General features: G+C 43.1%; 21 protein-coding genes. 14 read left to right on the top strand and 7 right to left on the bottom strand.

Annotated elements, in window-relative coordinates; genetic code table 11:
• The first annotated feature begins 43 nt into the window (after positions 1–43).
• The 11 genes from JGK22_RS13725 (at position 44) to JGK22_RS13675 (ending at position 12677) form a co-directional block, all read left to right on the top strand.
• Positions 44–967 carry an alpha-1,2-fucosyltransferase gene (locus JGK22_RS13725; protein ID WP_293196478.1) on the top strand — a complete coding sequence of 308 codons (924 nt, stop codon included), beginning with the start codon at positions 44–46 and terminating at the stop codon, positions 965–967.
• Positions 967–1794 (top strand): hypothetical protein, encoded by an 828-nt coding sequence (locus JGK22_RS13720; protein ID WP_293178394.1) that lies wholly within the window; start codon positions 967–969, stop codon positions 1792–1794. Before JGK22_RS13725 ends, JGK22_RS13720 begins: the two co-directional genes overlap by 1 nt.
• Before the next feature lie 26 nt (positions 1795–1820).
• Positions 1821–2618 (top strand): class I SAM-dependent methyltransferase, encoded by a 798-nt coding sequence (locus tag JGK22_RS13715; RefSeq protein ID WP_293203539.1) that lies wholly within the window; start codon positions 1821–1823, stop codon positions 2616–2618.
• 14 nt (positions 2619–2632) lie between these two features.
• Entirely contained in the window at positions 2633–3790 is a 1158-nt protein-coding gene (locus tag JGK22_RS13710) for a glycosyltransferase family 4 protein (protein ID WP_293193356.1), read from the top strand.
• Positions 3791–3876: 86 nt separating this feature from the next.
• The gene (locus JGK22_RS13705) at positions 3877–5877 is read left to right on the top strand and encodes an ATP-binding cassette domain-containing protein (protein WP_293178388.1); all 2001 of its coding nucleotides are present in this window, start codon (positions 3877–3879) and stop codon (positions 5875–5877) included.
• Positions 5878–6016: 139 nt separating this feature from the next.
• On the top strand, positions 6017–7204 hold the full coding sequence (locus tag JGK22_RS13700) for a glycosyltransferase family 4 protein (protein ID WP_293207269.1): 1188 nt from the start codon (positions 6017–6019) through the stop codon (positions 7202–7204).
• 103 nt (positions 7205–7307) lie between these two features.
• Positions 7308–8258 carry a glycosyltransferase family 10 gene (locus JGK22_RS13695; protein WP_293313029.1) on the top strand — a complete coding sequence of 317 codons (951 nt, stop codon included), beginning with the start codon at positions 7308–7310 and terminating at the stop codon, positions 8256–8258.
• A gap of 11 nt (positions 8259–8269) precedes the next feature.
• The gene (locus JGK22_RS13690) at positions 8270–9382 is read left to right on the top strand and encodes a formylglycine-generating enzyme family protein (protein ID WP_293313027.1); all 1113 of its coding nucleotides are present in this window, start codon (positions 8270–8272) and stop codon (positions 9380–9382) included.
• Between the two features lie 138 nt (positions 9383–9520).
• Positions 9521–10495, top strand: coding sequence for an Npun_R2821/Npun_R2822 family protein (locus JGK22_RS13685; protein ID WP_293313025.1), 975 nt, complete (start codon positions 9521–9523; stop codon positions 10493–10495).
• Positions 10492–11364, top strand: a complete 873-nt coding sequence (locus JGK22_RS13680) for an Npun_R2821/Npun_R2822 family protein (RefSeq protein WP_293178376.1) — start codon at positions 10492–10494, stop codon at positions 11362–11364. Before JGK22_RS13685 ends, JGK22_RS13680 begins: the two co-directional genes overlap by 4 nt.
• A 287-nt stretch (positions 11365–11651) precedes the next feature.
• Complete coding sequence (locus JGK22_RS13675; protein WP_293193361.1) at positions 11652–12677, top strand: Npun_R2821/Npun_R2822 family protein; 1026 nt, start codon at positions 11652–11654, stop codon at positions 12675–12677.
• A 52-nt stretch (positions 12678–12729) separates the two neighbouring features.
• Here JGK22_RS13675 and JGK22_RS13670 read toward each other — a convergent pair whose 3' ends face one another.
• Positions 12730–13110 carry a hypothetical protein gene (locus JGK22_RS13670; protein WP_293178373.1) on the bottom strand — a complete coding sequence of 127 codons (381 nt, stop codon included), beginning with the start codon at positions 13108–13110 and terminating at the stop codon, positions 12730–12732.
• 19 nt (positions 13111–13129) lie between these two features.
• Between JGK22_RS13670 and JGK22_RS13665 the strand changes: the two genes are divergently transcribed.
• On the top strand, positions 13130–13288 hold the full coding sequence (locus JGK22_RS13665) for a hypothetical protein (RefSeq protein ID WP_293178370.1): 159 nt from the start codon (positions 13130–13132) through the stop codon (positions 13286–13288).
• On the opposite strand, the gene JGK22_RS13660 is transcribed toward JGK22_RS13665, so the two are convergent.
• The 3 genes from JGK22_RS13660 to JGK22_RS13650 all read right to left on the bottom strand — a co-directional run bounded on the left by JGK22_RS13660 (position 13285) and on the right by JGK22_RS13650 (position 16788).
• Positions 13285–14961 (bottom strand): AarF/ABC1/UbiB kinase family protein, encoded by a 1677-nt coding sequence (locus tag JGK22_RS13660; RefSeq protein ID WP_293207273.1) that lies wholly within the window; start codon positions 14959–14961, stop codon positions 13285–13287. The two genes, JGK22_RS13665 and JGK22_RS13660, sit on opposite strands and share 4 nt — an antisense overlap.
• Before the next feature lie 36 nt (positions 14962–14997).
• The gene (locus JGK22_RS13655; RefSeq protein WP_293207276.1) at positions 14998–15147 is read right to left on the bottom strand and encodes a hypothetical protein; all 150 of its coding nucleotides are present in this window, start codon (positions 15145–15147) and stop codon (positions 14998–15000) included.
• Positions 15148–15615: 468 nt separating this feature from the next.
• On the bottom strand, positions 15616–16788 hold the full coding sequence (locus JGK22_RS13650) for a DegT/DnrJ/EryC1/StrS family aminotransferase (RefSeq protein ID WP_293208973.1): 1173 nt from the start codon (positions 16786–16788) through the stop codon (positions 15616–15618).
• 127 nt (positions 16789–16915) lie between these two features.
• Between JGK22_RS13650 and fetB the strand changes: the two genes are divergently transcribed.
• Positions 16916–17695, top strand: coding sequence for an iron export ABC transporter permease subunit FetB (gene fetB, locus JGK22_RS13645; RefSeq protein ID WP_293313023.1), 780 nt, complete (start codon positions 16916–16918; stop codon positions 17693–17695).
• A 194-nt stretch (positions 17696–17889) separates the two neighbouring features.
• A complete protein-coding gene (locus tag JGK22_RS13640) occupies positions 17890–18510 on the top strand; it encodes a Uma2 family endonuclease (protein WP_293208971.1) in 621 nt (206 codons plus the stop codon).
• 116 nt (positions 18511–18626) lie between these two features.
• Here the strand turns inward: JGK22_RS13640 and JGK22_RS13635 are convergent, their stop codons facing one another.
• The 3 genes from JGK22_RS13635 to JGK22_RS13625 form a co-directional block, all read right to left on the bottom strand.
• Positions 18627–18860, bottom strand: coding sequence for a hypothetical protein (locus JGK22_RS13635; RefSeq protein ID WP_293178353.1), 234 nt, complete (start codon positions 18858–18860; stop codon positions 18627–18629).
• Positions 18861–19138: 278 nt separating this feature from the next.
• On the bottom strand, positions 19139–19447 hold the full coding sequence (locus JGK22_RS13630) for a hypothetical protein (protein ID WP_293178350.1): 309 nt from the start codon (positions 19445–19447) through the stop codon (positions 19139–19141).
• Positions 19440–20576 carry an ATP-binding protein gene (locus tag JGK22_RS13625; RefSeq protein WP_293225423.1) on the bottom strand — a complete coding sequence of 379 codons (1137 nt, stop codon included), beginning with the start codon at positions 20574–20576 and terminating at the stop codon, positions 19440–19442. Before JGK22_RS13625 ends, JGK22_RS13630 begins: the two co-directional genes overlap by 8 nt.
• Positions 20577–20908: the final 332 nt, after the last annotated feature.

Below are 20908 nucleotides of genomic sequence, written 5' to 3'. Positions count from 1 at the left end.
TAGGGTGCGCGCCGCGCACCTTACCTTAACCAAAATAGCGACTATGTTGATAATATCTGCTAAATCGGGACAACTAGGCAACAGACTGCTGCTTTTTGCCAATTTCATAGCTTGGGCGATCGAGCATAATTGCACTGTCCTCAATCCAGCTTTTGAAGAATATGCAGAATTCTTTGTAGACACGAACAAAGATTTATTGTGCTGTTATCCTCCTCCATATTTTACCGTATCAGGTAACAGATTTATCAGAAATCAATATTTTAAACTCATCAATAATTTAAGCAATAAAAATATCTTTAAAACGCAAGAAATTACCAGAGAAAAGCCGTTTAATTGGATAAATTATCGGGATATTCAAGCAATAAAAAATAGTTCAATTGTTTGTTTTAAAGGCTGGTTATTTCGAGATGGCTGGTTTGTAGAAGATTTGCCAAAGTTGTATAAGTACGCCGATGAGATTAGATCCTACTTTACACCATTACAACAATATAAAATCAATGTAGATAGTTTGATATTGAATGTAAAAAATAACGCAGATACGATCGTTGGAGTTCACATCCGTCAAGGGGATTATGCTCAGCACCAAAAGGGGAGATACTTTTACACAACTGAGCAATACTTAGAAGTGATGAATTCAATAGTCAAACTATTTGAAAGTAACAAAATCAAGTTTTTGATTTGCTCTAATATTCAGCAAAATCCTAAGTTATTTGATGATTTTAACTGCGTTTTTGCTAACGGTCATTTAATCGAAGATATCTATGCTTTGGCTGAGTGCGACTATATTGTCGGGCCGCCTAGTAGTTATACTATGTGGGCTTCTTTTTATGGCGAAAAACCTCTTTATATGCTCAAAAATATCAATAAAGTAATTAACTTGAAAGATTTTGTGCATTTTTATGAATGGGAAGGAATTTTTAATTATCGAGATAACTGGAACGAGAGTTTTTGGGAGTGGACGCACTAATGAAACTAGCAACTAAGGGATTTATCACTATTTTAACAGGTCTTTACTCTTTCCAAGATTGCGTTCATTTTCTGGCGTCCGTCAGGAAATTTCACCAGGAACCAATTATTATTTTAATAGATAGAGTACCTCGAATTTTATATCCTTTACTTCAGGTGTTTGGAAATGTCATATTGCAAAGAGCACCCTCTCACGAAAATCCTGTTTTAGCGTCGCGCCAAGCCAAGCTGTCTTTGTACGGGGAATCTCTGTTTGAGAAAACTATTTATATGGATTGCGATATTTGTTTGCTGTCGCCAATAGATGAGGTTTTCGGCTATCTTGATGAGGTAGATTTGTTGGTGACAGAAGATGTGCAGCCTGCGATTGCGAAAGCGAGCAATTTATTAAGAGTCAAGCAAGATATTCTGTCAACTTTGCAGTCTGTGGGATTGCCACTAAACAAAAATACCATTCAATACAATGGCGGATTTATTGCTTTTACGAAAAGCAGTACAAATCAGGAATTGTTCGCGGAATTTAAGAAATATTTCGAGATAGTAGTGGCGCATCAAAATGTGCTACTTTTGAAAGACCAGGGTGCTTTTGCTGCTGCTATTGAATCTGTGAAACCGCAAATGAGAACATTGTCCCCTGTGTACAACTATTTGGATAAGTGGAAAGATGCTTATGCGATCGACAAACCGATAAAAGTCATGCACTGCACCTACCCCTACCGCCCGCAGTACGCAAAGAACGTCACGCGATCGCTTTTTACTCGAATAGTCGATCGCACCGCTAAAATATTTTTACCAAATCAAATTAACAATCCCTGGCGCTTAAAATAAACTTGACCAACTTACTACTCTAGGCCGTGCAACATTATACCAAAGAATTATATCAATACTTACAAACAACCTCCTACGAATCAGCCATAGAAATTATCCCTATCCTTTGGGAATTCGTGCAGCCCAAACGAGTAATTGATGTCGGTTGCGGTACGGGGACTTGGCTGTCCGCATTCCAAGAATTCGGCGTTGAAGATTTTTTAGGAATAGACGGTGATTGGGTAGATATCAAAATGCTAGAAATCCCTGAAAACAAGTTTTTAGCATTAGATTTAACCCAACCTTTGCGCGTCCAACAACAATTTGATTTAGTTGTTTCTCTAGAAGTAGCAGAACACTTGCCCCCAGAGTGTGCCCGAGTATTTATAGAGTCTTTAGTGAAGCTTGGCCCAGTGATTTTATTCTCTGCCGCAGTACCATTTCAAGGGGGAACAAATCACGTTAACGAACAGTGGCCAGACTATTGGGCGAAACTCTTTCAAGAGCAAGGATATGTGGCGATTGACTGCATGAGACATAAAATATGGCAAAATGAGCGAGTTAAATGGTACTACGCCCAGAATATACTTATATTTGCGAATCGGGAATATTTAACAACAAATCCAGTCTTGCAAAAAGAGGCAGCGAGAACTAACATTTTTCAGCTTTCCTTAATTCATCCGCAGCTTTACTTGCGAACGGCATCAGCAGCTACCAAATTAAGACAAGAAATCAAAGATATTTTAGCCTTAAAAGATCCAAGGATTTCACTGAAAAAAATATTTTTTGCTTTGCTACCCTTGACAAAAGATCGTTTAAGCAGGAAAATAAAGCAACTTTTTTAATAAAAAATTACCAAGTGAAAGTTTCATTAGTGGTGAGCGATTTGTCTGGAGGAGGTGCAATTCGTGCTTTTCTACTAGCTCAAGTCCTAATCGAGCTTAAATGTGATGTAGAAGTTGTGGGATTTCAGTTTGGTAAGGAATTGTATGCTATTCCTCCGACAGGCATCCCCGTATGTGCGATACCGGGGAAAAACTATCCAGGGTTTTTGATGGATGTTCAAAAATTATTGAAAAAAATCGATGGGGATATTATTTATGCAGTGAAACCTAAGCCTACAAGTTTTGGTTTATCGCTGCTCAAAAAACTCGATACTCGCCGCCCTCTCATTTTAGACATTGATGACTGGGAACTTAGCTGGTTCGGCGGTGACGAATGGAAATATCGCCCTTCTTTTAAGCAACTTTATCGAGATATTTTTAAACACAATGGTCAATTGCGAGAACCGGATCATCCGCTATATGTCAAGTGGATGGAAGGTTTAGTTTCCCGTGCTGATGCTGTCACCGTTGATACAGAGTTTTTAAAACAGCGTTTTGGTGGTGTATATTTGCCTAATGGTAAGGATACTGAAATGTTTGACCCTGTTAAATACAATCCTGAATTGAGCAGAGAGCGTTACGGCTTGTCGGGCTATAGAGTTCTGATGTTTCCCGGGGCGCCGCGTGCTCACAAAGGTGTTGAGGATGTTTTGATGGCCCTCGAACAGTTAAATGAGCCCGATTTAAAATTAGCGATCGTCGGCGGAAGTCCTTATGATGATTATGATGATAGACTTATGCAACAATGGGGTCGTTGGGTTGTTAAACTGCCAAAATTTCCTGTGGAAACGATGCCGGAAGTTGTAGCGGCTGCTCACGTTGTCGTTGTTCCTCAGCGAGACACTCTGACAGCGGTGGCTCAGTTTCCGCTCAAGCTGACAGATGGCATGGCAATGGCTAAGCCTGTTTTGTCTACGCGCGTGGGAGATATTCCTACAATTTTAGGCGGAACTGGTTATTTAGTCGAACCTAGTTCTCCCGATCAAATTTCCCAAAAAATTAAATGGATATTTCAAAATTTTACAGCCGCCAATTTCCAAGGAATGAAAGCTCGGGAAAGATGCGTGAAAAAATATAGTATTCAAGCAATGGCACCGATACTTTCAGATATAATTGCAGGTAGCTATAGGTGAAATTGAAGCGACTGAATGGAGGAAGAAAAACTGGCTGTAATTAAAGAATATTTTGAGATGCCGTACTGTTTAGCTGGGAATGCTTCATGTCTGCCAATAAGCTACTCCTAAAATTTGCGAGACGATATCCGGGCAGGATTGTGTTAACTGTGATGCTGGGCTTTGCTGGGGCTTTATTCAGCGGTATCAGCACTACTCTGATTGTACCAGTGCTTTTAATTTTTTTGGGGGAAGCTATCGAGCTGCGCGGCGCTCCACCTCTCATTAAAAGTTTGATGTATCCCTTTGAGGGAATGCCGGAAAATCAGCGTTTAATGTTGATGACCGGGGCGATTGTTCTGGCAATTATATTAAAAAATCTTGCTAGCTATATTAATACTTTAGTCGCCACTTCTCTGACGCGCTCTCTGACTTTTGATTTGCGAGAAGCAGGTTTGCGGTTGTTGTTAGAAGTAGATTTAGATTTTTATTCTAAAACTAAAGTCGGGGATTTGATTAATAGATTGGGCGGAGAGATTGGCCGGACTGCGAGTGCAGTTGGTACGGCAATTGGAATGTTTACTACCTCAGTCACTGTTTTGGTGTTTCTGGGTTTGCTGCTTTCTATATCGTGGAAGTTGACGTTGACATCTACGCTTTTGTTGGGATTGGTTGCTTGCACAAATCAATATATTATTAACCGTTCTAAGCATTTTGGTCTCGTGCTTTCTGAAATGTCGAAAGATTATTCGGTGAGGGTGCTGGAAACCATGACTGGGATTCGGCTAGTTAAGTCAACGGGTAACGAAGAAAGGGAGTATCAGCGGATTAAGCATTTAATTCAAAGGCGAGAACACGCGGATTTTCAGGCTCAGGTAAATTATGCGGCGATTGCCCCAATTAACGAAGTTGTTAATTTGATCGTGATAATTTTGATTGTATTTATCGGTCGTACAATATTTGCTAATGAAATTGAGTCTATTTCAACTGTTCTGCTGACCTATTTATTGGTACTTTTTAGGTTAATTCCTTTGATTTCTCAGTTGAATAGCGGGCGGAGTCAATTTGCTAATACGTCAGCTAGCGTAGAAGTAGTTGATGATTTTTTGAGCTGCGATGAGAAGCCTTTTATGCTGAACGGTTCTGTGCCATACACTCATTTGCGATCGGGAATTAGTTTTAATAAAATATCTTTTAGTTATCCGAATCACAAAAATTTAGTTCTTCAAGGAATTGATTTATTTCTACCTTACGGCACTACTTTGGCTTTGGTAGGAACTTCGGGTTCTGGGAAGTCAACTTTGGCAGATTTACTGCCGAGATTTTACGATCCTACTGAAGGTAGTATCTCGATAGATGGTAGAGATTTGCGCGAATTTGAGCTAAAAAGTCTCAGAAAGGCGATGGGTATTGTTAGCCAAGATACGTTTTTGTTTAATGCTTCGGTGCGCGAAAATATTGCTTACGCTAGGCCCGATGCGACGGAGGCTGAAATTGTGGAAGCGGCGCAGGGGGCGAATGCTTATGAGTTTATTGAACGGTTGTCGGAGGGGTTGGATACTCAAATTGGCGATCGCGGTGTGATATTATCGGGAGGGCAGCGTCAGAGGATTTCGATTGCTAGGGCTTTGCTGCAAAACCCGGAAATCTTGATTTTAGATGAGGCAACGAGTTCGCTGGATACGGTTTCGGAAAGATACGTGCAATCGGCGATCGAGAAACTGAGTTGCGATCGCACAACCTTAGTCATCGCCCACCGCCTCTCCACAGTCCAAAAAGCCGACAAAATCGCCGTGATCGATCGCGGACAAGTCGTAGAAATCGGTTCTCACGAAGAATTGCTAGCCAAAGGAGGTTACTACACTCGCTTGTATTCAATGCAATTTGCGGAAGAAACCGCCCGCGATGAAGCTTTGATTAGAGGTTCTTACGAAATTCGCACTCGCCTGACTCCGATGATAGCTTACCTGAAGTTGCTAGTAGATGAAATGGTTGATTCTCCCGAAGAAAGAGATGAGTTAATCAGAGAATCATATCACTCGGCTGCTAATATTTTCAAAACTTTGGAATTTATAGAAAATACTATTAAACGTCAAGCAACAAAATAGTTATTGGTTATTAGTTATTTGTTATTAGAATAGTAGTGCGAGCGTCTCGCTCGCGATCCAGCCGCGAGGGAGACGCTCGCACTGAATCCAGTTTACCAATATACCAATTACCAATTACCAATTACCATTACCAATTCCAATGTCGAAATACTATGTATTTTTCACCAGAAATATCTTGCCACAACCGAATGTAGCCAGCTTAGTTCAAGTTGCACACTCAGCAAATGCCGCAGCAAATCTCGGTTATCCAGCAGTTTTGGTATATATCCGTAAAGGATGGAAGGCTTTTAATCCAGTTGATTGGTTTCATCCTTTTCAACCGAGAAAACCCGATGCAAAACTTGCTCAAATATACAATATTCAAGAGCAATTAAAAATAGCATACTTACCGATGCCGTGGCCGATCGACCTTTTGAACAGCAAGTGGACAAGTTCCAGTACAATAGTCTCAAAATACTACTTGCCAATTCACCTGCTGAAATCGACTAAAATTGTTCATACTCGCGACTGGAACTTTGTTAAAGCTGCCATTAAACACGGGATTCCTGCTATCTACGAACAACACCACCACGAAGATAAGAAATTTGAGCCGGAGGTTGTTAATAATCCTCTCTTTCAAATTGCTGTAACTGTTGCAGATACTGTGCGATACAGCATGATTCAAAATGGGATGCCAGCGGAAAAAGTCATTATGCTGCACAATGGTTTTAACCAGTTGTTTCTGGCGAGACAAACAGACGCAGCGGAGAATTGGCGGCAGCGATTATTAGCAGGTGGAAGGCAATATTTAGCGGTGTATGCGGGTGGGCTGTACCCGTTTAAGGGTGTGGATATGCTGGTGGATGTGGCGCGGGTGTTGCCGGAAGTTCAATTTGCGATCGCCGGTGGGGATTCATCCCAAGTAACAGCTTACCAGCAGTTAGCCAAAGACAAGCAAGTTAACAACATCAATTTTCTCGGCTACCTGCCTCAAAATCAACTAGCCAGCTTGCTGCAAGCCGCCGATGTTTTGACTCACCCTCACTGTCAGACAGAGGCCGCGACATTCACATCTCCTTTGAAGTTCTTTGATTATATGGCATCGGGAACTCCTATTGTTGCCACAGAGATTACATCTTTAATGGAATTCAAATCTGGAAATATAGCTGCCATTTGGTGCGAACCTGATAACCCGCACAAGTTCGCGCAAAGCATTCGAGATAGTTTAGCAAAATATCCGAGGAGAAGCGAAGGTTATTCACAAACATTGAGTTTTGTCAAGCAGTTTTCGTGGGAAAATAGGATCGAGAGGATTTTGAGTTATGTGGATGAAGAAGTGCGATCGTAAATTATTCATTAGTTTTGTATAATTTTGAATTACCTATTCCTAGCCCCGGCGGTTGAAACCGCGGCTACATAAACAAAGTCCGCCTCCGCGGACTAAGAGAGAAATGAACCCAATAATTATCAGTGCAATCACCACCTATCCAGGCATGAATCAAAGCGACTGGCTGTGGCAACAAACCCCCCACAACTTCGGCAAATGGGGCAACATTCAAATGCTCGCCAACCACCCGGAACCAGATTTTTTGCTCATGTATCAATTTGACTTTCCCCGGCAGCCGAAACAGCAGTTATGGCTCGACAAAATACGCCATTACAAGCATCCAACACCAGAAAATGACATTCGAGAAAAATTCCGAAATGTCCCCAAAGAACGGATTATTTATTTAATCCGAGAACCGCCTTTAGCAGAAGTAATTGAGATTACCAAAGCCAACTACGAACAAGCAAAACTTTATTGCGGTTACGTTTCCGGGCCGGATGATTTTGCGCCCAATCCCAATTATATGCCCGCGATTTGGTATCACTCAAACTCGTTTCGAGAATTGAATGAAATGCCACCACCAACTAAAACTAAATCCTGTTCTTGGATAACTTCGGGCGTTAGTCGCACAGCCAACCACCGACGCAGATTAGATTTTATCAATTTGCTGCAAGAAGCAGAATTAGATTTTGACCTTTACGGGCGAAACTTGCCAAGTTGGGCGCAGGGAAACGGCACGGTTAATAATAAATGGCACGCTGTCGCACCTTATTATTACAATTTGGCTGTGGAGAATTATGCCGAAAATGATTGGTATGTCAGCGAAAAACTTTGGGATGCTTTGTTAGCTTGGAATTTGCCGATTTATTACGGCGGTTCGGCGGCGGATAAGTTGTTGCCGGCGGGAAGTTTTTTGCGGCTTCCCAGTTTGGATGAGAAGGGAGTAGAATTTATTAAAGAGGTGATTGCTACGCCGGATTGTTGGCATGAAGCGAGGGATAAAATTGCTGAAGCTAGGCAAATCATTCTCCACGAATTGAACTTGCTCAATTGGCTGTCTAATTTTGCATCTTAGGAAATAGCGCAATGACAGAAAATCAAAATCAACCCAGAGAATACGATGCCGTCAAGGGCGGTGAATCTCAAGTGCCATTAAGTGCGGCTGTTTTAGGTGGGATTTCCGGCGTTAAGAGTCGTTTGGCTTCACCGATTGTCGAGGTAAAAATTGTTGCACTGTCTGAAGCAATCAAATATGGAGACGCAGGTTTAGATTTAATCATTGGGGCACTGCAAGATGAATCAATGGCGGTGAAGTTGGCAGCCTCTTCGCTACTGAAGGATAGAGATGAACCAAATCTAAAAGAGGAGTTACAAAAATATTTGCTTACCTTTGAGTTTGGTGTGATAACAGTTGATGTTGAAGGAAGAGAAAACAGTCGTCGCCGTCATTATGCTCGCTTCTTCCACGAAGACTTAGGGAATGGAGTTGTGCTGGAAATGGTATCGATTCCCGGAGGCACTTTTATGATGGGTTCGCCAGCAACAGAAAAAGGTAGAAATGACAATGAAAGTCCGCAGCATCAAGTAACAGTATCCACTTTTTGTGCAGGAAAATACCCCATCACTCAAGCACAGTGGCAAACAGTGATGGGAAATAAACCATCGTGGTTTAAAGGTGCCAAACTTCCTGTAGAAACTGTATCGTGGCAAGATGCCGTCGAATTCTGTGCTAAATTATCGCAAACAACCGGGAAAAAATATCGCCTCTTGAGTGAAGCAGAATGGGAATATGCCTGTCGTGCCGGAACAACTACACCTTTCTATCTTGGCGAAACCATTACATTCAATTTAGGTAATTACAACGGAAACGAACCATTCCATTCTGCACAATCGCGAGTTAACCGCGACCGAACAACTAATGTCGGAAGTTTTCATCCGAATGCCTTTGGACTCTACGATATGCACGGAAATGTCTGCGAATGGTGCAGCGATAGGCGACACAATAACTACAGCGACGCGCCCTCTGACGGGAGTTCCTGGGAAACCGGTACAGATGATTACCGAGTTCTGCGTGGCGGTTCTTGGGGCTATTCTGCGGGCTATGGTCGTAGCAGCAATCGTTATGGGTTTTTAGGAGGTCTTGGGAGCAAATACTGGGGTTTTCGCGTAGCCTGTTCTTTGGATCTTCCTATTTTCTAGCCTTCCCGCGAGGACTGAAGTCCTTACTACAAACAACTTTTTTAAGGACAATCGACCTGACATCATATTAATTGGTTCCCCGGCTCTGCCTGGGAACTGATATTTAGATGCTCTGCCTCGCTAATTTCTCAACAAGATATGAATGGAATTTGCACCCTAGCCAACGATACAGTTTACGATCAACTAATTGCCTTACTCAACAGTATTGAAGTTATCTTAGGCTCAAATATTCCTGTCTGCATTTATCCTTTCGACGAGCAGATAGAACAAATCAAAGCAGAAATTATTAACCGTCCCAACGTGTTTATATATGAAGATAGCGCCTCAATTCAGCGGTGGGATGAATTCATGGAAGCAGCCGCACCAGAGCGTTTGAACCGCAAAAAATTCCGGCTTTACGGCGCGCACCGCCGCTTTTGTGCTTTCGACGGCCCGTTTGCCAAGTTTATCTATCTGGATGCGGATACTTTGGTGATGAATTCTCTTGATGCGGTTTTTGATAAATTAGATAAATATGATTTTGTGGTTTATGATTTTCAATTTCGCGACCCAACTAAAGTATATAACATTCAGTCGCCAAAACTGCTGGAAGTTTTTGAGCAAAATCGGCTCGACTCGGAAATATTTTGTTCTGGATTTTACGCCAGCAAGCAAGGAGTTTTTGACCGTGATACTAGAGAATGGCTGTTAGGTAAACTGCTATCTGGGGAGGCGGAAATTCTCTATGCAGGTGCGGGAGAACAGCCGTTGCTCAATTATATGGTGATGAAAACGGGGATGAACAGCTATAATTTTGGTTGCAGTCTCCCGGATGATGAAAAAACTGGTTGCAGTGTCACTTCCCCACATTTTCAAACCCGAGATAACATTTTGTACGACAAGGGAAATCGCCTGACTTACCTTCATTATATTGGGGTGCAGCCGGATTTAATTCGGAGAGTTTGTGCTGGCGAAAATATTGAGTTTCCCTACCGCGATTTGTTTCTACATTACCGCTATCTCCGCGAACCCTCGAAGCGGCCGGTTTTTAGGGAACCGCTAAAGTCTTATGCTGATATTTCTGCGCCGAGTTTGCTAGAAAGAGTCTTGAGAAGGTTGAGGATAAATTTATGAGTCGCGGTATTTATATTGTTGCTAATGATAAGGTGATGGAAAGTGCGATCGCCCTTTTAGCCAGCATACGCCTGTACAATTGTCAAGTACCAGTTTTTTTAATCCCGTTTGACGACAATTATCTGCAAGTCGCTGCCGCCCTCAGCAGCCTCTATGGTGTGCAATTGTACCCAAATCTGGGGTTTGTGGAACAGTTTACCAGGGAAATTGGCCAAATATTCGATCGCAACTTTCTAGCCCTTCCCAACAAAATGCGGAAACTCTGCGCCTGGTTTGGCCCCCTCGACGAATTTCTGTACATCGATACCGACATCATCGTCTTTGAAGACATCGCAGCCAACCTCAACAAACTCTCAGAAGTAGACTTTTTTTGCTGCGACTATCACCACCTCAACGAAAAACTGCGAAATATATTTTCACCCATTGTCAAAGAACAAAATATCTTTACCGACTCACAGCTTCAAGATGTATTCAACAGCGGTTTTTGGGCTTCCCGAAAAGGCACGATTGCAGAATCGCAAATGTATGAAATTTTGCGGGAATGTTCGCAACATCGAGAATATTTTGACTTTACTCAAAATGTCACAGACCAGCCTATACTAAATTATATGATTCTCAAGTTAATTTTCAAACGCTGGAATCTTGTTAAAGATTCAGCAGCAGAACCTGGAAGCTGGGCTGGTTCTACACATTTTCAGGAAATAGATTATGTGCTTTATGACAAAGGCAAAAGATTAAAATATATTCACTGGGCTGGAATACCAATTAAATCCGGTACTCCTTATTGGAAACTTTGGCGATATTATCGTTATTTGGATGAAAGAAAACCAAATTTAATGCAAAAAATCCTTCAGCCTTTCAGTAGATGAGGATAAACTGATATGTTATATTATTATCAACAAGCTTTGAGGAACAGGCAAGATGCCTGTTCCACAATTCATAACCTGTTCCACAATTCATAAATTTTATTGTGGTTTTGACTTTAAACAAGCTTTGAGGAACAGGCAAGATGCCTGTTCCACAATTCATAAATTTTATTGTGCTTTTAACTTTAAACAAGCTTTGAGGAACAGGCAAGATGCCTGTTCCACAGTCAATCATTTTTATTGTGGTGTGGGCATCTTGCCCGCACCTAAACAGTTACTTATTAACAACTATGACTGATGGTATTTATATTCTAGGCAATGATGTGGTTTTTGATCACTTAGTCGCTTTATTGAATAGTCTCGAAGTTAATGGGGCGAAAACTATTCCTGTTTGCATCATTCCCTACGATGATAACTTGCAAAAAGTTCGAGTAGAAATTGCCTCGCGAAGCAATGTTACTCTATTTGACAATGCCGATTCCATCCAATTTTGGGAAGACTTCGCGACTGTAGTTTGGACATCTCACCAAAAAGCTCAAAAAGTTTGGCAAGCTAAAGGTTGGGCGCCAGTTCACTGTTTGGGAATGCACCGAAAATTTTGCTGTTTTGATGGCCCTTTTGACAAGTTTGTCTATTTTGATGCCGACACTCTGTTAATGGGTTCTCTGGATTATATTTATCAAAAACTTGATGAATTTGATTGGGTAGCTAACGATTTTCAATACAAATCTGACCTCAATTATGTCTTTGATTTATCATCAGAAAAACTCGCAGCATTTTTTGAGATTGAAAAACTGGAATCTCAGATTTTTTGTGCTGGTTGGTTTGCTGCAAAAAAAGGTATTTTAAATCGCAATAACTTAGCCGAACTTTTAGATAAATTGACTTCAGGAGAAGCAGAAATTTTGTCTTTGCGGGGAACTGACCAACCTTTATTTAACTATTTAGTCGCCCGCAGCGCTATCTCTTTTTATAATTTTGCTTATCATCAACCTGCACTGATAACGGGAAATCATTGGTCTTCTCAATTTGATGTGATAGATTATGTTTTATACGACAAAGGACGGCGGCTGACTTATTTGCATTACATGAGTATTTCGGCTGCAAAATTTACTCGATTGTGTGCGGGCGAAGATGTTGAGATTCCTTACCGCGATGTATTTCTGCACTACCGCTATTTGAATTCGCCGGAAACACGACCAAAACTCGCGCCTCCCAATTTGTTACTGCGCTTGCAGAGGAATTTCAAAAGTTGGGGTATTCAAAGGGTTAATAATGTTCTATTTAAGTTGCGGATTTTAATAAAGAAGGACTAAAGTCCTTACTACGAACCAACCCTCTTCGTTGTAAAAGAGGGTTGATGTTTAACTATGGTTCTTCAAAAAAAGAATCCAAGTCTAAGGCTTGGGAACCTCCGCGTTGTAGTTCAATTAAAACTTTGGCTAGTTGAGTCCAAACTAGCCATGCTGTTAGTAGTGTCAGGGGCAGGGCTAGAACGTAGGACAGTAATTTGGGGAAGCCGAATATCTCCATTCCTGAAGCTAAAAATACGCAAATTCCGCCGGCCATTCCCAAAAAAGGCAACTGCAATTGTAGACCTTTTAGGTTGGACAAAGTACGGCTAGAACGATTTTTAGACCAGAGTTGTACGGCTTGTTTGAGAGTTGCTTCAAAGGCTAAGCCTGATGCCATACCTGCTATTAATCCAGCAGTCATTAAAAAATAGGGAGGTTCTGGAAAGTAATACACGAATAATTCTTTTGGGGTAATGGGAAAATTGGGAATTGGGGATGGGGAATTGGGAATTGGGAATTGGGAATTGGGAATTGGGAATTGGGAATTGGCAAAAGTAGAATTATTTTTCTTCCTTCTTCCTTCTTCCTTCTTCCTTCTTCCTTCTTCCCTCTTGCTTCTTCCTTCTAATTAAAATCGATTCAGCGCGGCTGTTCCTGCTGTGGAGAACTCTGTCAAAGCGCCTAAAGCAACGTTGAACAAGCGACTTGGTTGCAGGTCTTCTTTGACTAAGTTCCAGAGGCTGCCAACTTCTTCGGTGTGAATTCGATCGTCCTCAATCAAGGCTAACATTACCTGGCGTCTCAAAAACGACCCTTCCTCTGACAGCAAAAATTGCAAGCCGAGTTGGGCTGTGGGTAGCAGGTCGAAACTGCGATCGGATCTGGCGATCGCAATCATCTCCTCTAATCTATTCCACTGGAATTTGCCATCTTTGAATAATACCTCAATCAGGCGACGGCGCAATGCCGGAGATTCTCCGTTTAACAAACGTCGGGCTACATAGGGATAGGCTACCTCAACTATCTTGAAATCTGGATTGAGGCTAAGGGCTAAACCTTCTTCTGTGACGAGAGACCGAATAATTAAGGCAAATTTGGCGGGGACTCGGAAAGGATAGTCGTACATCAACTCCGAAAACTCGTCTGTAATCGTCTTGAAGTTAAAGTCTCCTACCTTTTCGCCGACGATATCGCCGAGGACAGATTCCAGCGCCGGGACGATCGGCATAATATCTGTATCTGGTGTCAAAAACCCAAGTTTTACAAAATCCTGGGCTAACTCTAAATAATCTTTGTTGATCAAGTGAACGACAGAATCAACCAAAGTTTCTTTAGTTGTTTCTTCCATCTGATCCATCATCCCAAAATCGATGTAAGCCATGCGGCCGTCCGCTAAGGCAAACAGATTTCCTGGATGGGGGTCTGCGTGAAAAAAACCGTGTTCCAGTAACTGCCGCAAACCGCTGCGAACTCCGATTTCAATTAAGCTATTAGTGTCTAAACCGGCGGCTTTGACACTTGCCATATCTGTCAGTTTGATACCGTCAATCCATTCGAGAGTGAGAACGCATTTTGCAGTATAGCGCCAGTAAATGCTCGGAACTTTTACGGTCGGGTCGTCGGCAAAATTGGTCGCAAATTTTTCGGCGTTGCGGCCTTCGTTGATATAGTCAATTTCCTCGAATAATTTAATACCGAATTCATCGACTATTAAACAGAGGTCGTGACCGAGATTTAGTGGCAACAACGGGCCCAACCATCCAGCAGCCCAGCGCATTAAGTAAAGGTCAAGGCTCAAGATTGGTAGCAAATTCGGTCGCTGAACTTTGACTGCTACTTCTTCTCCGGTGATTAAACGGGCTTTATAAACTTGACCGAGACTGGCGGCGGCGACTGGTTCGGGGGAGATTTCGCTGTAAGTTTCGCTGATTTTGCGATCGAGTTCTGCTTCAATAATCTGGAAAGCCCGCACCGAATCAAAGGGCGGCAATTGATCCTGAAGTTTGATTAATTCTATGAGAAAGTCTTTGCGGATTAAGTCTGGTCTAGTAGACAGGGCTTGACCGACTTTAATGAAAGTGGGGCCTAAGCGAGTGAGTATTAGTCGCAGATGGGCGGCGCGTTCCGGCTGGTGGGCGGCAACTTCGTGCTGCCAACTGTCCCACAACATCCCGAGTACGAAGCCTGCAAATGACCAAATAACGGTTATTGCTCGCCAAATTGCTTTCCAAGGACGGTTGCGGTAATATTGGGCGATCGCCTGTGGATCGTAGCGTCTAGCCTGAGTGAATTGATACTGAGGCACTCGTTTATTTTCCTCTTGTTTTATGAAAATTGCAGCTTAAATTGAGATTGGGCATCGGGCATCGGGCATAAAAGCATCGGGCATCGGGCATCGGGCATCGGGCATCGGGCATCGGAAGTCGAAAGTTAAAACCTTCTTCCTTCTTCCTTCTTCCTTCTTCCTTCTTCCTTCTTCCTTCTTCATCATTGACCGATCGCAAATTTTAGGCGAGCGGAAAATGCACCCGTTGAAGGCGGATTGCCAGCCTAAATTTGTTTCTTTTCATTAAATATAGTACTTGACACAGCAAGCACTCTTACGGACTACTCCCCAAGCGTAAATTCGCGTGTGTCCCACGCTATTTGATTTTTATTTGCTCTTACCGTGTGGATTTGGTTTTTACCCTTGACGGTTAAAGATTTTGAGATCCCGGAGTAGGACGTTCAACCTGTTTCCTCACGTTCTCACGGTCAGCAACCTACGAATACTATAGCAGAAAGCCGTCAAGCGAAGGACGGGGTTTTAAACCCAAATTTCTGATAAAAGTACAAGTGATCAGTCAAAACACTTAATATATTTTCCTGACCGCTGCACCAGTACGACACTGCAACCCTACAATTCCTCTATTCTCAGCTATTTCTTTCGATCGGGCGATCGCACAAAAGCCAGTAAATCCTATCCGCCCTTGGTCAAACAATCTTTCAGCCCGTAAATTGCCCTCTCCTGTTGATCCCTCGAAAGTTCCGGGAACATCGGCAAAGACAAGACTTCGCGACAAACTTGCTCAGCTACAGGCAACTGACCGGCTTGATAGCCCAAAGATTTGTAAACAGGTTGCAGGTGCAAAGGTAACGGATAGTAAACCATCGAACCGATGCCGGATTCCTGCAACTTAGTCCGCATCGAGTCGCGGAAATTACCAGAAGGATTTGGCGCGCCTTCTGGACTTGTCAGCCGGATTGTGTCTTGACTTGTCAAGCGAATTGTATATTGATTCCAAACAGGCTTGGCTGCTGGCAATTCCTTGGGGACAGCAACTCCGGGCACGCGGGAAAGAAATTCGCTATAAACGGCTGCTTTCTCGCGCCGTTGGGAGTTCCAACTGTCGAGATACCGCAACTTAATGCTGAGAATCACCGCTTGCAGGGCATCCAGACGGCTGTTGTAGCCTATTTCCTCGTAAAAATACCTAGAAGACTGTCCGTGCTCCTTAAGCATACGCATGGAAGCTGCCAGGGCGCGATCGTTTGTTGTCACCGCGCCGCCGTCACCGCAAGCGCCTAAATTTTTGGTCGGATAAAAGCTGAAGCAGCCCACATGGCCGATGCTGCCGACTTTTCTAGACTCCCACTCGGCCCCGACAGACTGGGCGCAATCTTCGATGACGGCTAAGTTATGCTTGGTGGCAATTTCCATCAACCGAGTCATGTCTGTGGGTTGTCCGAAAATGTGAACCGGCATAATTGCCTTGGTTTTGTCGGTAATTGCCGCTTCCAAAAGTTCGACATCCAGATTAAAAGTCCCGCTGTCAATATCGACAAATACGGGAGTTGCACCCACAGCGCTAATTGTTTCAGCGGAAGCGAAGAAGGTAAAAGGAGTGGTAATTACTTCGTCGCCGGGGCCGATTTTGAGAGCTCGCAGGGCCAAAATCAGGGCATCCGTGCCCGAGTTGCAGCCAACGCAGTCGGAAACGCCTGTGTAGTTGGCAAACTCTTGCTCAAAACTCTTGACGGCGGGGCCGCCGATGTAGCCGCCAGAGGCGAGCACTTTTTGTACCGCAGCGCCGATTTCGTCGCCAATCTGGGCGTACTGCTGGGTTAAATCGAGGGGGGGAACGTTATTCACTCTTGACACCACAAATTGCAACCATTATCAAAGCAAATTCTTACAGCAAAACTGTTTCTCAGAAACCTTTATTCAAATATCTTATAGTTGGACGGGCAAACAATCACTTTATCGAAAGGGAGCGCGGATGTTAATTCTGCTAGATTTTACTGATTTGGGTTGGGCTTTGGGGATGGTGGCGATCGCGATCGGGCTTTCGGCGTGGCAGGGATTGGGGTTGGAAGGGGCTCTGGCGATCGCGGCAGGGCGCACCTTGATCCAGCTAATCGGAGTCGGCTACGTGCTCGCCGTGGTGTTTGCGCCGGAGGGGAAAAATCCGTGGCTGGTGTTAGTAGTGTTAGGAATCATGCTGACAACGGCTAGCGTGGTGGCCAGCAACCGGATTAGCAAAAAAATCAAGCACTTGCTGCCGTTAGTTGTGGGTTCGATATCGATCGGTACGGCGTTTACTCTCGCCTATACACACTTGCTAATTTTGCAACCTGATCCCTGGTACGAACCGCAGTATTTGATTCCCCTAGCGGGGATGATTTTGGGCAATGCGATGAACTCAGGGGCGATCGCTGGTGAAAGACTTGTGAGTACAGTTAACAGCAGCCAATTAGAAATAGAAACCCATTTAAGTTTAGGATCGACTCCGCAGCAAGCAGTAAAACAGTACCGCAAAGATGCGATCAAAGCTGGATTAATCCCCACATTAAACACAATGACAGTCGTAGGTATCGTAACATTACCGGGAATGATGACGGGTCAAATGTTGAGCGGTGTCAGTCCTTTGGATGCAGCATCTTACCAAATTTTGATTATGTTTGTGTTGGCGCTAGCAACTTTAATAGCAACTCTGTTGTTGACTGAGGGATTGTGCCGGAGTTTTTTTAATCAAGATGCACAATTAATCAAATGGTAAGGTTCGTAGTGAGGACTTCAGTCCGCATTCATGAAGGACTAAAGTCCTCACTATGAACCAATTTTATTGCGTGCGCCACAAAATAACTCATTTTCGATATAATGGTAATAAGGTTTGTAGTGAGGACTTCAGTCCTCTGAATTTGATGCGGACTAAAATCCTCACTACGAACAAATTTGATTGGAGACTTCGTCATGATTCAAACTGCAACTAAACCAGTAACCTTTGAAGAATTTCTGGACTGGAAACCTGAAAACGGACGTTACGAACTGCACAATGGAGAGATTGTTGAAATGTCACAGCCATTAGGAGACCATGAAGAAGTTATCGGTTTTTTAGCCTCCGAATTAACTGCTGAGTTTAGAAAAGAAAAACGTCCATACTTCATCCCCGGAAAAGCATTAATTAAGCCACCAGAAAACGAATCAGCTTATTCGCCGGATATTCTGATATTAAATCGCCCCAACTTAACATCAGAACCTTTGTGGAAAAATTTTTCAACCGTAACTCAAGGAGCATCAATTCCGCTGGTTGTTGAAGTCGTTAGCACGAATTGGCAAGATGACTACATAAAAAAGGTAGGTGAATACGAACTAATCGGCATTCCCGAATATTGGATTGTGGATTATCTCGGTTTGGGCGGCCGTCGATTTATTGGGAATCCCAAGCAACCGACTATTTCGATTTATCGGTTGATTGATGGCGAGTATGAAGTTAGTCAATTTCGGGGAGATGATAGGATTGAGTCGCCAACTTTTCCAGAGTTGAAGTTGACGGCACAACAGATTTTTCAAGCGGGATTGAGTGAAGGATAAAATTGCTGGAAATAACGATATCGGGTAGGGACACGGCAATGCCGTGTCCTCTATTTCATCGCCGTGTTGTCTATTTCAACCGCCCGCTGATATAACCGATGAGGCTAGACCAATTTCTAGGCTTTGCGCTTGATTAAAACGCTAATAAATTGTCCCGGCTTTGGGCCTCGCTGCAACTTACTCCAATCGCCGACGGTGGCGAATCCCAGCCTGTACAAGGTGTGGATGGTTTCTAATACGGTTTTCTGGGAACCGACAACCGTTATCTGCACGATTTCCTGTTCGGATACTGCACAGCCGTCATTTGGCTGCACGGAAGAGTTATCGTCAGGCACGAATTCCTGTGACATAATTATGGTCTCCTGGTTTTTGGTTGTTTTCTGGGAGGAAAACCCAAAAACCCAGCCGCCCCGCATACTAACAAAAGGCAGGGCGGCGACAGAGAATGCTAAGATTCTCGATCAGCCTCCAGACTGCTCATCTCAGTTTGGCGGTTAGCTGTCCGTTGCTGCTGGTTACAGCTTCGGACAGTGCAACTAGATTTTCGGGCGATCGTGGCTGCTTCATCTTCGAGCAAAGCAACCTTAATTTCACAGCGTAGCGGCTTCTGGGGCCGCCGTCAATACATTTAAGATTTTAGATTTTCGTCCCACAACTCGGACACTGCTGCACCATCAGCTTTTAATGCTCCATCTTTACGATGACCTAAATATCTGGGAGGACGGAATCCTAAGCTTTGTTGGAAATTATCTATAATTTGATTAATATTTTTCCAGCAAGAATTCTCTGTGCCAGCTTCTAAACCACTCCATTGATATAGATGTTGCAGCATCTCAGGGTCTAACCAGTCAATTTTTTGCACTAAAGTGCGATCGGCTAATTTAGTAGCGGTTCGTGCGTCTGCACTACTTTCGACAATCACTACAAACTCAATCATTAATTTCTCCTGCAACCACCCAATCTTCTCCCTCCGCATCCCAGAATTCTCCGGTGGTTAAAGTTTGTTTTGCCCATTCTACATCAGGATGTTCATCTAATCTTTTGCAACGAGTCACACCGGAGTTATTGTTACTTAATACATGAACTTGAGACGGAGTAAGTTCATCCACAATGTAGGGAGAATGGGTGGAAAAAATAATTTGCAGGTTGTTGTTTTGTTGAATAATTTCTTTAAAAACAGCGATTAATTCTCGTTGTGCTTTTGGGTGGAGTCCCTGTTCGACATCATCTAGTAACACTAAATTAGGTTGAGTTGGATTTATCAAAACAGTCAGTAATCCGAGGGCGAGCATTGTTCCTTCGCTAATCGCATGGGCTGGAATGCGTTTACCAGTATTCATGTCTAGGACAACTTCTTGCCCTGTCATTTCCTGACTTTCTTCGTAGGAGATAGATTTGCCATCGACTTCGATTAAGCGTTGGCGATTTACCATAACCTTGGCTCGTTTTACGCCTACTTCGCGTACACCTGGTACAATCCGTTTCAACATTTCTTGTAAAGATTGAAACTTATCTGGAGCTTCGTCACGAAGATAGTCTAAGGTAGGTGCTAAGCCTGAACCATCGAACTCAACTCGCGGAATGATTGCATCGCTGTAAGCTGCTTTAGCAAGATTAGTAGCTACTAGCTTAAGATGAACTGAGTATCTCAAAGATTCAGGAATTGGCTCTTTCGTAGTGATTAAGGAAGTTTTAGACATTACTTTCCTATATTCCTGGTTTTTATCGGCCTTCCATGATGCTGTCGGAAACCAAGAATGATTAACTCTTTGTCTCCATTCATAAGAAGCTTCCCAATCATTTCGATCTGGGTTTTTCCAACAACCACTTGCAGTAACAGACATATTATTTTGCCCAATTGTTGTAAGAAATTGAGGCGCTCTTTCATTCTGAAAAATATTTGCAAATGATGAATTAGTAAGCTGACTGAGATAATGCAATGCTTGCAAAACGGATGTTTTACCAGAACTGTTTTGTCCTACGAGGGCGTGTAAGCCTGAATTGTCAAAATTAATTTCTGTATCTTGATGACTTTTGAAGTTATGAAGTTTTACCTTTTCTAGCATTGGATTGCTAACACCATTTCATACAGTATACTAGCGATTTCCGTCGCCGATTCCCCAATTAATACTCATCGACAAAATCTGGATGAAGCCACAGAAATTCGCGGCGCAATTACTTCGGGAGCATCTCAGTTTTGTTGTTATAGTGCTGTCCACTCCGAGCGAGTATTATACAGCTCGTTCTTGGTGGACAGCACTGCAAGCAAGATGGTTTTTGCAAAAATGTGATGCTCCCAGAGCGCTGAAGCGCAACTACGTACCTTTCCGGAGCGCTGAAGCGCAACTACGTACCTTTCCGGAGCGCTGAAGCGCAACTACGTACCTTTCCGGAGCGC

The organism is Microcoleus sp. PH2017_08_TRC_O_A, assembly GCF_020738665.1.
Taxonomy (GTDB): Bacteria; Cyanobacteriota; Cyanobacteriia; order Cyanobacteriales; family Microcoleaceae; genus Microcoleus.
The sequence above is the reverse complement of the archived record's forward strand: the minus strand, read 5'-3'. Positions and strand labels throughout refer to the sequence as shown.